Annotated in this window: 13 protein-coding genes and 1 pseudogene; 5 read left to right on the forward strand and 9 right to left on the reverse strand. The window is 69.5% G+C overall.

Features of this window, described 5'->3' with window-relative positions:
* Positions 1-52: 52 nt before the first annotated feature.
* Complete coding sequence (locus tag A9Z05_RS06280) at positions 53-1,123, reverse strand: nitronate monooxygenase family protein (RefSeq protein ID WP_069617328.1); 1,071 nt, start codon at positions 1,121-1,123, stop codon at positions 53-55.
* Positions 1,124-1,208: 85 nt separating this feature from the next.
* Entirely contained in the window at positions 1,209-2,171 is a 963-nt protein-coding gene (gene ftrA, locus A9Z05_RS06285) for a transcriptional regulator FtrA (protein ID WP_069617329.1), read from the reverse strand.
* Positions 2,172-2,285: 114 nt separating this feature from the next.
* Between ftrA and A9Z05_RS06290 the strand changes: the two genes are divergently transcribed.
* Both A9Z05_RS06290 and A9Z05_RS06295 read left to right on the forward strand, forming a co-directional pair.
* A complete protein-coding gene (locus A9Z05_RS06290; protein ID WP_069617330.1) occupies positions 2,286-2,705 on the forward strand; it encodes a rhodanese-like domain-containing protein in 420 nt (139 codons plus the stop codon).
* 90 nt (positions 2,706-2,795) lie between these two features.
* On the forward strand, positions 2,796-3,122 hold the full coding sequence (locus A9Z05_RS06295) for a superinfection immunity protein (protein WP_006480800.1): 327 nt from the start codon (positions 2,796-2,798) through the stop codon (positions 3,120-3,122).
* 15 nt (positions 3,123-3,137) lie between these two features.
* On the opposite strand, the gene A9Z05_RS06300 is transcribed toward A9Z05_RS06295, so the two are convergent.
* From A9Z05_RS06300 to A9Z05_RS06330, 7 genes are all read right to left on the reverse strand, one after another.
* Positions 3,138-4,298 (reverse strand): cytochrome P450, encoded by a 1,161-nt coding sequence (locus A9Z05_RS06300; protein WP_069617331.1) that lies wholly within the window; start codon positions 4,296-4,298, stop codon positions 3,138-3,140.
* Positions 4,299-4,399: 101 nt separating this feature from the next.
* Positions 4,400-4,666 (reverse strand): YodC family protein, encoded by a 267-nt coding sequence (locus tag A9Z05_RS06305; protein ID WP_050018134.1) that lies wholly within the window; start codon positions 4,664-4,666, stop codon positions 4,400-4,402.
* Between the two features lie 344 nt (positions 4,667-5,010).
* Complete coding sequence (locus A9Z05_RS06310) at positions 5,011-5,871, reverse strand: oxaloacetate decarboxylase (protein WP_069617485.1); 861 nt, start codon at positions 5,869-5,871, stop codon at positions 5,011-5,013.
* Positions 5,872-6,012: 141 nt separating this feature from the next.
* Complete coding sequence (locus tag A9Z05_RS06315; RefSeq protein ID WP_069617332.1) at positions 6,013-7,680, reverse strand: ankyrin repeat domain-containing protein; 1,668 nt, start codon at positions 7,678-7,680, stop codon at positions 6,013-6,015.
* 182 nt (positions 7,681-7,862) lie between these two features.
* Entirely contained in the window at positions 7,863-8,288 is a 426-nt protein-coding gene (locus A9Z05_RS06320) for an N-acetyltransferase (protein WP_069617486.1), read from the reverse strand.
* Between the two features lie 57 nt (positions 8,289-8,345).
* On the reverse strand, positions 8,346-9,206 hold the full coding sequence (locus tag A9Z05_RS06325; protein WP_069617333.1) for a MurR/RpiR family transcriptional regulator: 861 nt from the start codon (positions 9,204-9,206) through the stop codon (positions 8,346-8,348).
* A 55-nt stretch (positions 9,207-9,261) separates the two neighbouring features.
* Positions 9,262-9,615, reverse strand: a complete 354-nt coding sequence (locus A9Z05_RS06330) for a YgiW/YdeI family stress tolerance OB fold protein (RefSeq protein WP_069617334.1) — start codon at positions 9,613-9,615, stop codon at positions 9,262-9,264.
* Positions 9,616-9,848: 233 nt separating this feature from the next.
* On the opposite strand from A9Z05_RS06330, the gene A9Z05_RS06335 reads away from it, so the two are divergent.
* The 3 genes and pseudogenes from A9Z05_RS06335 to A9Z05_RS34190 all read left to right on the forward strand — a co-directional run.
* On the forward strand, positions 9,849-10,511 hold the full coding sequence (locus tag A9Z05_RS06335; RefSeq protein ID WP_069617335.1) for a response regulator: 663 nt from the start codon (positions 9,849-9,851) through the stop codon (positions 10,509-10,511).
* Between the two features lie 5 nt (positions 10,512-10,516).
* Complete coding sequence (locus A9Z05_RS06340) at positions 10,517-11,884, forward strand: ATP-binding protein (protein ID WP_249190482.1); 1,368 nt, start codon at positions 10,517-10,519, stop codon at positions 11,882-11,884.
* 128 nt (positions 11,885-12,012) lie between these two features.
* Positions 12,013-12,099: pseudogene (locus A9Z05_RS34190) on the forward strand (antibiotic biosynthesis monooxygenase); the annotation flags it as partial.
* Between the last annotated feature and the right edge of the window lie 152 nt (positions 12,100-12,251).

Below are 12,251 nucleotides of genomic sequence, written 5' to 3' on the forward strand. Positions count from 1 at the left end.
GAAAATCCAGATCATACGCCGATGCTCCCCCGCCGGCGCCCCTCCCGACCGTTCAGCCAGCCTTCGGAAACGCGTCGCGCAGCCCGGCCGCGCAGGCGAGCGCGTCGCGCCACAGGCGCCGCGTCAGTTCGCCGGCATCTTCTTCGCGCGCGAGCGCCGCGGCCTCGCCCGACCACAGCAGCGAGAAATCGTCGCGGCCCTGCCGCTCGAACGCGCCGCGCAGCGGATCGACCGCGGCCGTCGCGAGCGGAAACGCGGGCGCGAGCGCACTCATCGGCCCCTGTTCGCGCATGAAGCGCGTCAGCAGCCCGCGTGCGGGGCGGCCCGTGTACAGGTTGGTGATGCGCGTACCGTCGTCGCGGGCGGCGCGCACGGCCGCTCGATGTTGCGCCGAGCGGCCGGCCTGCGGCGTCAGCAGGTAGCCGGTGCCGATCTGCACCGCGCTCGCGCCGAGCGCGAACGCGGCCGCGATGCCGCGCCCGTCGGCGATCGCACCGGCCGCGATCACCGGCGCGCGGACGGCATCGACGATCTGCGGCAGCAACGCGAACAGGCCCGGTTGCGCGTGGATATCGTCGGTCAGAAACATCCCGCGATGGCCGCCGGCCTCCGCCCCCTGCGCGACGATCGCGTCGACGCCGCGCGCATCGAGCCAGCGCGCCTCCTCGACGGTCGTCGCGGACGACACCACCTGTGCCCTCGTGCGACGCACGCGGTCGAGCAGCGCGTCGTCCGGCAACCCGAAATGGAAGCTCACGACGGCCGGCCGCAGTTCCTCGACGACCGCGCACATCGCATCGTCGAACGGCGCGCGGCCGGGGCCGCCTTTCACGTCGGCCGGGTCGAGCCCGGCTTCCGCGTAGTAGCCGCCGAGCGCCGCGCGCCAGCGGGCGTCGACCTCGGCATCGGACGCGGGCGGCGCATGGCAGAAGAAATTCACGTTGAACGGCGCGGCCGTGCGCGCGCGGATCGCCGCGATCTCGTCGCGCAACTGCTGCGGGCCGAGCGCCGCGCACGCGAGCGAACCGAGTCCGCCGGCTTCGCACACGGCAATCGCGAGCGGGCTCAGCGAGCCCACCATCGGGGCCTGGATCAACGGCAAACGGGAAGGCAGCATCGTCATCGGAATCCCTTTTTTTGAATGAGTGGCCGCGCCACGTCGGGGGTGCTTTTCTTCGTCGCGCACGTGCGATCCGGCCCGGCGCCTGCTACGTGCCGCCGCGATCCATCCCGCGCCGGTACGCGGCCGGGCTCGTCGCCGCGACGCGCCGGAAATGCCGGCGCAGCGATTCCTCGGACCCGAATCCGGCACGCGCCGCGACCTGCGCAAGCGGCAACGCGGGGTGCGCTTCGAGCATGTCCTTCGCGACGTTCACGCGTTCGCGGATCAGCCATGCGAGCGGCGACATCCCGGTCGCATCCGCGAACTGACGCTGCAGCGTGCGCGTGCTCATCGCGGCCTGCGCGGCGAGCGACCCGAGCGTGTGCGGCTCGGCCGCATGCGCGCGCATCCAGTCGATCAGCTTCGCGAGCCGGTCGGTGCCGCCCGGCGCGACCGGACGCGGCACGAACTGCGCCTGCCCCCCGTCGCGATGCGGCGGCAGCACGAGGCGCTGCGCGACGCGATTCGCGATCGCACCGCCGTGATCGCGGCGCACGAGATGCAGCAGCATGTCGAGCCCCGCCGCCGAGCCGGCCGACGTGACGATCTGTCCTTCATCGACGTACAGCGCATCGGGATTCACGCGCAGCGCCGGATAACGCGCCTGCAGGCGCTCCGCATACCGCCAGTGCGTCGTCACGGTGAGACCGTCGAGCACGCCGGCCGCCGCCAGCACGAACACGCCCGAACAGATCGAGCAGAGCCGCGCGCCGCGCCGGTGGGCCGCCCGCAGCTTCTTCAGCAACGGCTCGGGCGGCAGTTCGTCCGGATCCCGCCAGCCGGGAATCACGATGGTGTCCGCGCGATCGAGTGTCGCAAGCCGGTAAGGCGCGGCAACGGTAATGCCGCCCGCCGCGCGCACGGGCCCCGGTTCGCTCGCGCATACCGCGAAGCGATACCAGCCGACGCCGAGTTCGGGGCGCTCGAGGGCGAACAGTTCGACCACGCAGCCGAATTCGAACGTGCAGAGACGATCGTAGGCGAGCGCGACGACGAGATGATTGTGCATGGCGCGATGTTACCGGAACTTGTCGATCGCGCCACTGCCGCGAAACGGCCCGAACCGCGATACTGCCCTTCATTGCGGCGCGTTCCGTGCCCGCTCAACCAGGAGAGCCCGACCATGTCCTATGTCACCGACGTCCCCGCCGCCGACAGCCCCGCCGCGCTCGCGCACTTCGAGGCATCGCTGCGCTTCGAGACCGATTGCTGGGACGTGCACGACGCACTCGCGTCCGGCACGCCCGATTTCGTGCTGCTGGACGTGCGCGGCCCCGACCTGTTCGCCGCCGGCCACGTGCCCGGCGCGCGCAACCTGCCGCGCCGCAAGATCATCGAAAGCAAGCTCGCCGGTTACCCGGCCGATACGCTGTTCGTCGTCTACTGCGCGGGGCCGCACTGCAACGGCGCCGCGCGCGCGGCGATCCGGCTCGCGCGCCTCGGCCGGCCGGTCAAGCTGATGATCGGCGGTGTGACGGGCTGGCTCGACGAAGGTTTCGCGCTGAGCAAAGACGCGCAGCCAGCCGACGCCGAAGCCGCCTGATCGTCACCAAAAGCGCAACAATCAATTGCCTGCACACGAACGGAAAAAGCGCGACAATCAGCCTCATTGCAGTTCGGACGGAGCAGCACCATGCATGATGCAGTCCTGATTCAAGTGGCCGGTTCAGTCGCGGCGATCGCGCTCTATTTCCTGCCGGCCGTCATTGCCGACCGGCGCGGCCGGCACGACAAACTGACGATCGCGATGTTCAACGCGCTGTTCGCGTGGACGGGCATCGGCTGGCTGATGACGCTGTACTGGGCGTGCCAGCCGAACCCGCGCACCGACGTCGCGCAGACGATCCTCGCGAAGCGCCGCGGCGTCAGCATGCGGACCTTCTCGACCGGCCTCGTCGAACGCGTGCAGCGCCGCGTCGCCGCCCAGGAGCAATGGGCGGAAAAACAAGGCTGCCGTTAAGCCCCCCTTTCCGCTTCACCGACTCGCGTCGAACTTCGGCATCCTGACATTGGTCGACGCGCGGTAATCCCACCTCAGTGCGCCGCGCGGCGGCCAGCCGCCCGCGCGCAATCGCGCCGCGAACGCCCCCGCCGTCACCGCCCGTGCGATCCGCTCGCCCGGACACCCGTGCGGCCCCGTGCCGAAGCCGAAATTCGGCCCGGCCGTGCGCCCCGGCATCAGCCGGTGCGGATCGCGGTGCACGGCCGCATCGCGGTTCGCCGCCGCGAGCACGACGAGGATCGCATCGCCGGCCTCGACGCTCACGCCTTCGATCGACGTGCGCGCCGCGACGAAGCGGCGCGTGTTCTGCACCGGCGCATCGAAACGCCCGACTTCGGCGACGAATGCGTCGAGCGCGGCCGCGTCCGGCACCGCGCCTGCTTCGCCGTTCCATGCCACGATTGCATTGCCGAGCCAGGCGGCCGTCGCCTCGCACGTCTGCGACAGCAACCCGACGAGATTCGCGACCAGCGCGCCGCTCGCGTGCCAGCCCGACGGGCGGGCCGCCTGCTGCACGGCGGCGACCAGCGTGCCGTCGTGCGCGTGCGACTGCGCGACGCGTTCCGTCATCCGGTCGAGCAGGTGCCGCGCCGCGTCGCTCGCGCGCGCCAGCGCCGCGGCATCCGACAGCGGCGACAGCGCGGCGACGAACTCGACGACCCGCGCGGCGATGTCGTCGAGTTGCGTGTCGTCGAAGCCGAGCAGGTCGGCAACCGCGCACACCGGCACCGTCATGCACCACGCGTTCAGCGCATCGGCATCGCCCGGCGTCGGCAAGCGCCGCGCGGCAAGCGCGTCGGCGCGAGCGCGCAGCGCGTCCGTGTCGATCGGAGCGAACGCCGTGCGCAACACCTGCTTCGGCAGGTCGTGTCGCGACGCGCCATCGTTCATGCGCACCAATTCGCCGAACAGCGCACCGGCCGTCGTGCCGCGCAGCGCGGGCGGCACCGGCGCGTCGAGCGGGCGCACGCGGCAGGCCGGATGGCCGAGCACGGCCGTCACGGCCGCCGCGCGGCTCGCGACCCACAGGCCGAGCGTGGCGTCGAACGCAAGCGGCGGCCCGTCGACGAGCGCGGCGTAATAGGGATAGGGATCGCGGTGCGTGACCGCGGCAATGGGATCGGTCGGGTTCATGCGTTCAGTATCGGCGCAGCGCGCCGCCGCATGTTTCGGTATGGCGTGAAATGTCGTCGCACGGCCGCCGCGCGTCGCGGCATCGCGGCGGCCGGCCGGCGTCAGGCCGCCGACCGGTAGCGGTGCGACTGCATGCGCAGCCGAACCCGCCCGGCCGAAATCGCGCGCGGCTCGGGCGCCACCGTGTCGTGATGAAACATTTCCTGCCGGAACTCGCCGTTTTCGTCGAACCACTGGCAGATCAGCCAGTCGCCGTCGTCGAACACGACCGGCCCGGCATAGGTGACGGTCATGCGCGGCCCGCCCGTTTTCAGCGTCACGACATCGCCCACGCGAAACCTGACGCGGTGATTTTCTCGGATCGTCATCGCTCTCTCAGCTTTTTATATATTGAATATATTGATATTCCCGGCAGCCCACTCGCCGGCCATTCGAACGTGACGCAGATTATCAATCAAAAAATCATCCGGCAACTCCCGTGGACTGAAACGTTCTGAACGGGAACCTGCAACAATGGGCGGTATCGTCGCGCATGAGGGCCCGTCGGGCCTCGGATCCGGCGTCGTTTGCGCGCCGGCGGCGGCTGATCGGGCGGAATGCGGAGAATAAACGACGATTTTCGCATCAGCATCGACGATTAATGCGGACGCGAAACCGATTGATTATTGTCAATCAATGCTTGATTGGAAACGATTCCGGATTTTATTGGGGCTCATTCGCCGGACAAAATCGGCGAATTATCCGGCGCCGCGAACCAGCGGTTGATATCGCGCCCCGGCACGGCTGCCCGGGCAAACGTGAACGTGCCGTCGCGCCTCATCTCCGTCGCCGCGCGCAGGAATGCGCCCAGCGCGGCCCGCGCCAGCGCGCCGCCGACGCTGACGCGCTTCACGCCGAGCGCGGCCAGCTCGTCGAGGCTCAGCAACCCGCCCTGCAGACCCATGACGACATTGACGGGCGCGCCGACCGCGCGGGTCAACGCCGCGATCTCGTCGGCGTCGGTGATGCCGGGCGCATACAGCACGTCGGCGCCCGCGTCGCGATAGGCGACGAGCCGCGCGATCGTGTCGTCGAGGTCGCGGCGGCCGTGCAGGTAGTTTTCGCAACGCGCGGTCAGCGTGAACGGAAACGGCAACGCGCGCGCCGCGTCGACGGCCGCCGCGATGCGTTCGACCGACGCGTCGCGCGCATAGATCGGCGCATCGGCGCGGCCGGTCGCATCCTCGATCGAGCCGCCGACCGCGCCCGCCTCGGCCGCCAGCCGGATCGTTTCGGCCACCGTGTCGGGCGCGTCGCCGAAGCCGTTCTCGAGATCGGCGCTGACGGGCAAGCCGCCCACGGCGACGAGATCGGCGATGTGATCGAGCATCGCGTCGCGGTCGATCGCGTTGTCGGGCCGCCCTTTCGAAAACGCGTAGCCGGCGCTCGTCGTGGCGAGCGCTTCGAAGCCGGCCATCGCGAGCAGGCGCGCGGTGCCGGCGTCCCACGGGTTCGGGATGATGAATGCGCCGGGGCGCGTGTGCAGTGCACGGAAAGCTTCGGCGTGGCGGGCTTGCTGGTCGGAACGGGTCATCGCGAACTCCGGGAAGGTGTTGACGGTGAGCTTACGCCGGTCGTGCACGCGACGTTTCAGCGTTTGCCGAAATGTCGTCGCGCAACGGGAAAACTCGCCCGTGCCGAATGCGGGCCCCCGCGCACGGTCGCCCGCGTCGCGTCACGTCGATGCCAGCCGCCCGACGTCGACGCCGAGCAACACGTCGGTGACGGCCTCGGAGAACCGCATCGCGCGACCGTCGATCACCACGCCTTCCGGATTCGACGGATCGCGCACCGCCGGCGGCACGCCGTACGCAAGCAGCATGCGCGCGCACGCTTCCCAGTCGGGATCGCCGACGCCGGCCGGCTCGTTGACGGACGCCCACGACAACGTACCGAGCGCATCGCTGCCGAACCCGTGCAGGTCGCGCCATCTCGCGCCGTGTGCAAGCAGGAACGCCAGCAGCTCGGCATCGCCGCGAAACACCGCGTGATTCAGCGCGCTCGCGTCCCAGTCGCCGCCGCGCGCGGCGATCGGCCAGCCCAGCTCGACCATCACCTTCACCGCATCGCGCGAGCCCCATGCGGCGGCATCCGGCAGCAGCCGCAGCCGGTCGCCGGACAGCGCGCCGGGGAGTTCGGGGTGTTCCGCCTGGATGCGCCGCGCGTCGTCGGCATCGGCACGCGCGCAGGCCGCGATGAACGCGTCGTGCGCATCGAGCGCCTCGTCCGCGCCGGCCGCGCGCAACAACGCCGCGACGTCGGACAACCCGGTCTGCATAGCCAGCCGGTACGCGCCGACGCCCGCCGCGGTCCGCGCGCCGGGATCGGCGCCGGCCGCGAGCAGCGCGGCGACATGGCGTGCCGGGCAACGCACGGCGATCGCACGCAGCAACGGCGCCCCCCACAGCTTCGTCGGCCCTTCGCCGGCCGGTTCGTTCGGGTCGCCACCGTGCGCGAGCAGCAGCTCGAGCGCGGCCGCGTCCGGCACGTCGAGGGCGCGCCGCAACGCATTCGTCCCGCCCACCCGTGCGCCGTGCTCGAGCAGCAGACGCGTGCACGCCGGATTCTCCACCGAGTGATACAGCGATTCGCCGTCGTTCGGATCGGCGCCGGCTTCCAGCAGCATCGCGGTGAGCACCGGATCGCGATTGACGCCGGCGGCGCCATATAGCGCCGACAACGGTTTCGACTCGTCGGGCTCGGCAAGCGAGGCCGGCGGATACCGGTTGCCGATCCGCTGATTCGGATCGGCGCCCGCATCGAGCAGATGACGTGCGCACGCACGCAGCCTAACCGCGAATTCGGGAAGCTGCGCGAGCCGCGAATGCGTGACGGCGACGAGCGGCGGCAACTTCAGCGCACCGTCGGCGCGCGCGATCCAGCCGGAATCGGCAGCCAGCGCCGCCTTCACCGCGTCGAGATCGCCGGCCGCACACGCGACGGTCGGGTCCGCCGACACGAGATCGGGATGATCGAGCAGCAATTGCGCGGCGACGCGCGGCCGGGCCGCGTCGAAGCCGCCGGTCACGTCGGCGCCGTAGGCGAGATCGAGCCAGCGCCGGATCAGCCGCGAGCGCGGTTGCCGCGTGAGTGCATGCGTTTCGACGAACACGCCGAGATCGGCCCACGAAGCAAAGCCGTACTCGCGTGCGATGCAGGACTGCGCGTCGTGCAGGCGCAGCCCGAGCGCGAGCGTTTCGTCATGCGTGCGATGTGCGGCGGCGGGTAGCGACTGGACGAAGCGCGCGACGGCATCGGCGTCGCCCTGCCGGTACAGGCGCAACAATGCCTTCGCCTGCTTTTTCAGATGATCGGGATGGGCGTTCGGAGGCAGCTTTTTCATGCGGATCCTCGTGCATGGATGGCCGAAGGTCCGCAATACCGCCAGCACGAAGGATGGGGAAGACTGGATTGGCAACGACAGGTGGGTTGAACCCTTTCCGCGGACCCGGAAGCGACCTGCATCGCTGCCCGGTATCGTAGGCGACGGCCGCCGGCATCGTCAACCGTGCCGCGCGGCGCCGTTCAGCCCGCGAGCTTCTTCGTCAGGAAGATGCGCGTGTGCCCGACCGGATAATCGGGCAGCTCGCCGAAACGCACATACCCGCGCTTCTCGTAGAACGGCCGCGCCTGGAAGTCGAACGTGTCGAGCCACGCGCTGTGGCAGCCGCGCGCGACGGCCTCTCGTTCGGCCAGATCCATGATGCGCGTGCCGGCGCCCTGGCCGCGCGCAGTCTCGGGCACCACGAGCAGGTCGACATGCAGCCAGCCGAACGCCGTGCCGCCCCACAGGCCGCCGACCACCGCGCCGGCCGCGTCGGTCGCGATCACGGCCAGCGGCCGGAAATCGGCCGGGCCGGCCTGGCTTTCGTTGAAGCGGACGAGCGGCGCGACGATCTGCTTGCGCACGTCCGCGTCGGCCGTGTCGGTCACTGCGTAGGTCAACGTCATCGGTTGCATCGGGTCGTCATTGAAAGTGGGCCCAACAAGCTGCATGGATCGCGCCCGTCAAACGACGTACGCGCCCTTCGCGTGCAGTTCCGCCTCGGTCCGCTCGAGCGCCGCGACCGCATCGCTGCCCTCGAGCGCCAGCAACTGCGCGACGAGCGCCTCGGCCATCGCATGCGCGGCCACCAGCGACGGAAAGAACGACGGGCTGTCGTGCGTGAAGATCAGTTGCGCGTCCGCGTGCAGCGCGATCGGCGACACCGCGCTGTCCGTGATCGCGACGATCTTGCTGCCCTGGGCTTTTGCCGCCTGCGCGACGCGCGTCGCCTCGGCCGAATACGGCGCGAAGCTGATGATCACCGTCACGCTCTGCTTCGCGATCGCTCGCAGCTCCATTTCGAGCGAACCGGCGACGCCGTTGAGCAGCGACACGGTCGGACGGAACAGCCGGTAGCCGTAGACGAAACCGAATGCGACCGGATAGCACGAGCGAAACCCCGCCACGTGCACGTGCGATGCCTTGCGGATCAGCTTCGCCGCATCCGCGAGCGCGTGCTCGTTCTGCGTGGCGGTGGCCGACAGGTTGTGCTGCTGCGCGGCGAGCAGATCGTGCGCGAGCGACGCCTTCGCGTCGGGCCGCACGAGCGAGCGCGCGCGTTGCGTGAGCGGCTCGGGACGCGTGCGCACGCGCGCGACGCACAGGTCGCGCAGCTCGTTCCAGCCGGGAAAACCGAATTGCTGCGCGAGCCGCACGAGCGATGCAGGCTGCACCTGCGCGCGCTGCGCGACCTTGCGCATCGACGACGTGGCGACTTCGTCGGGATGATCGAGCAGGAAGGCGGCGCCCGCCTGGAATTGCGGGCTCAGCTCGGAAAATTGCGCCCGGATCCGGGACGCGAGTTCGTCGAAATTGGCGGCCATCTTGGTGGGAACGGGAACCGGTCGTCCATGGTATCACCGGCCCCGCGCCCACCGGTCAGCGCAGCACTTCGACGTGATCGGCGTCGACCTTCACGCTGCCCGACCACTTGCGCTCGAATTCGCCGGTCAGCTTCACTTCGCTCCGGTCGCTGACAGGCTGGCCCGCCGCCCACAACTTGTGGTCGATCTCGACGCGGATCGTGCCGGTGGCGTCGGCGAACTCGTAATCCTCGCCGCCGACGTGCTTGACGATGCGCCCCTGCAACTGCACGTGCTGGTCGTCCCGGCCGTTGGCGAGCAATTCCTTCACGGTCGTCGTGGTCAGCGCGGACGGCCCCGTGTATTGCGCGTAGACGGCGGCAGGCAGCGCGACGAGCGCAACCGCCAGGATGCTGGCCAGGTGTTTCATGATCTCGGTCCTCTCGTTGATGTGGCGCCGCGCTCCGTTGAACGCGACGGCGCCATATTACGGACCGTAAGATTAAACAAACCTGAAGGGCGTACCGACGTGACACGGTGCTGCATTGGACGAGTACGAAAGCGGGTCGCGCACCGCGCGCATTTAAGCTTCGCCTAAGACGCGTGCGCTTATCATGAGTACCCCGGGCGCCGCGGCGCCCCCGTTGGAGAGGCACGAAATCCATGCGCGTACTGCTCGTCGAGGACGATCCGCTGATCGGTAGCGGGCTCGAACAGGGCCTCAAACAGGAAGGCTTCGCGGTCGACTGGGTGAAGGACGGCGACGCCGCGTCGCTCGCGCTGCGTACGACCGGCTACGGGCTGCTGCTGCTCGATCTCGGGCTGCCGAACCGCGACGGTTTGTCGGTGCTCGCCGCGCTGCGCCGCCGCGACGAAAACCTGCCCGCGATCATCATCACCGCGCGCGACGGCGTGCCCGACCGCATCGCGGGCCTCGACAGCGGCGCGGACGATTATCTCGTCAAGCCGTTCGAGCTCGACGAACTGCTCGCCCGCATCCGCGCAGTCACCCGCCGCCATGCGGGCCGCGCGCAGACGACGCTCGCGATCGGCCCGCTGCGGCTCGATCCCGTCAAGCACCTCGTCTGGCTCGACGACGACGAAGTACCGCTGTCGCCGAAGGAATTCGTGCTGCTGCACGAGCTGATGCGCGAACCGGGCGCGGTGATCTCGCGCGAACAGTTCGAGGAACGGCTGTACAGCTGGGGCGAGGAAATCGAGAGCAACGCGGTGCAGGTGCATATCCACAACCTGCGTAAAAAGCTCGGCCACGACATGATCCGCACGGTGCGCGGCGTCGGCTACCGGATCGGTGACGGCACGTGACGCGGATGCAACGCGCGGTCGCGCGCTGGCGCAACGCGTCGCTGCGGCGGCGCCTGCTGACGTGGCTGCTGCCGGCCGCGTGCGTGATCGGCCTGGTCGCGAGCGCCGGCACCTACTGGGGCGCGCTGCGCGAACTCGACGACCTGCTCGACGACCAGATGCGCAGCATGTCGAAACAGATCGTCGTCGGCCCGAACGGCGAGCTGTCGTTCAGCAACCACGCCAAGGGCAAGCACGGCTTCGAAGCGAGCGACCCCGATGCCGTGCTGCTGCAGGTGTGGCGCAACGGCACGCTGGTGTATTCAACCGACCGCGATTCGAAACTGCCGCCGCCCGCGCAGCAGGGCATCGGGAGCGTCGACGTCGGCGGCCAGCCGTGGCGCACCTACGTGACCGAGCGCGGCGGCACGACGATCCGGCTCGCACAGGCGCGGCATGCGCGCTGGGAAGCGATCGCGGGCATCGCCGTCCACCTGCTGTGGCCCGTGTTCTCGATGCTGCCGCTGCTCGCGCTCGGCCTGTGGTTCGGCATCGGTGCGGGGCTGCGGCCATTGCGGGCGATCGCGGCCGGCCTGAAACGCAGGAATGCAAACAATCTCGAGCCGGTCGACGTCGCATCGATGCCGAACGAGGTTCGTCCGCTCGCCGAAGCGATCAACGACCTGCTCGCACGCCTCGACCGCTCGTTCACGCTGCAGCGGCACTTCATCGCCGATGCCGCGCACGAGCTGCGCACGCCGATCATGGGACTGTCGATCCAGTCGGAACTGCTGCGGCGTGCAGCGACCGCGGAGGAACGCGAGCATATCCTCGCGCAAATCCATGCGGGCACGACGCGCCTCGGCCACCTCGCCGAACAGTTGCTGACGCTCGCGCGCCTCGAACCCGATGCGCAAGCGGCCGTCGCCGCATCGGCGCCGGTCGATCTCGCCGCGCTGTGCCGCTCGGTGGTGTCGGACCGCGCGCGTGTCGCCGATGCGCACCGCATCGATCTCGGCGCGATCGTCGACGCACCCGTGATGGCCGCGGGCAATGTCGACACATTGCGCGTGCTGCTGAACAACCTCGTCGACAACGCGATCCGCTATGCGGGCGAAGGCGCGCGCGTCGACGTGTCGGCGCGCATCGACGGCGAGACGCCCGTGCTCGAAGTCGCCGACGACGGCCCCGGCATTCCGGAGGCCGAACGCACCGACGTGTGGGAGCGCTTCTATCGCGGCGAAGGCGCACAGGCGGTCACGTCGTCGGGCAGCGGGCTCGGGTTGTCGATCGTCAAGCGAATCGCCGAACAGCATCGCGCGACCGTCGCGCTCGGCACCACGCGCGGCGGGCGCGGGCTGACCGTCACGGTGCGCTTTCCACGGCCGGCCTGATGCGCGTGGCGGGCGGCTTTTGTCCACAGATTATGTTGGCAAGCTTGTGGACAAGCTTCCATTAACGGCATCAAGCCATTGATCGGAAAGGGTTTGTCGTGCGTGCGCGGCAAACGCGCCGGCGCGGCGCGAAGCTGTCGGCCTACCCGTCGTCCGCCGTCGTCAGTCCGCACCTGTTCCAGAAGGTCGGCGTGGCCGGTATCTGCACCGCTTGAGCCGGCGTGCGAATCGTGGCAACGCGTGGCATCGGCCGAATCGCGAACGCGGACTTCTCCACAGAAAATGTTGGCAAGCTTGTGGATATCCTGCGCACCGCGACGCTAAACCCTTGATCCGATGGACTTTGGCACGCGTGATGCAGATGCGG

This window comes from Burkholderia sp. A2, assembly GCF_001729305.1.
GTDB classification, from domain to species: domain Bacteria; phylum Pseudomonadota; class Gammaproteobacteria; order Burkholderiales; family Burkholderiaceae; genus Burkholderia; species Burkholderia sola.

What these genes read in the sequence shown, in the direction of transcription:
- A9Z05_RS06315 (WP_069617332.1), bottom strand. Translation starts at nt 7,680, where the DNA reads ATGAAAAAGCTGCCTCCGAACGCCCATCCCGATCATCTGAAAAAGCAG.
- A9Z05_RS06330 (WP_069617334.1), bottom strand. Translation starts at nt 9,615, where the DNA reads ATGAAACACCTGGCCAGCATCCTGGCGGTTGCGCTCGTCGCGCTGCCT.
- A9Z05_RS06325 (WP_069617333.1), bottom strand. Translation starts at nt 9,206, where the DNA reads ATGGCCGCCAATTTCGACGAACTCGCGTCCCGGATCCGGGCGCAATTT.
- A9Z05_RS06335 (WP_069617335.1), top strand. Translation starts at nt 9,849, where the DNA reads ATGCGCGTACTGCTCGTCGAGGACGATCCGCTGATCGGTAGCGGGCTC.
- A9Z05_RS06295 (WP_006480800.1), top strand. Translation starts at nt 2,796, where the DNA reads ATGCATGATGCAGTCCTGATTCAAGTGGCCGGTTCAGTCGCGGCGATC.
- A9Z05_RS06320 (WP_069617486.1), bottom strand. Translation starts at nt 8,288, where the DNA reads ATGACGTTGACCTACGCAGTGACCGACACGGCCGACGCGGACGTGCGC.
- A9Z05_RS06280 (WP_069617328.1), bottom strand. Translation starts at nt 1,123, where the DNA reads ATGACGATGCTGCCTTCCCGTTTGCCGTTGATCCAGGCCCCGATGGTG.
- A9Z05_RS06340 (WP_249190482.1), top strand. Translation starts at nt 10,517, where the DNA reads ATGCAACGCGCGGTCGCGCGCTGGCGCAACGCGTCGCTGCGGCGGCGC.
- A9Z05_RS06310 (WP_069617485.1), bottom strand. Translation starts at nt 5,871, where the DNA reads ATGACCCGTTCCGACCAGCAAGCCCGCCACGCCGAAGCTTTCCGTGCA.
- A9Z05_RS06300 (WP_069617331.1), bottom strand. Translation starts at nt 4,298, where the DNA reads ATGAACCCGACCGATCCCATTGCCGCGGTCACGCACCGCGATCCCTAT.
- A9Z05_RS06305 (WP_050018134.1), bottom strand. Translation starts at nt 4,666, where the DNA reads ATGACGATCCGAGAAAATCACCGCGTCAGGTTTCGCGTGGGCGATGTC.
- ftrA (WP_069617329.1), bottom strand. Translation starts at nt 2,171, where the DNA reads ATGCACAATCATCTCGTCGTCGCGCTCGCCTACGATCGTCTCTGCACG.
- A9Z05_RS06290 (WP_069617330.1), top strand. Translation starts at nt 2,286, where the DNA reads ATGTCCTATGTCACCGACGTCCCCGCCGCCGACAGCCCCGCCGCGCTC.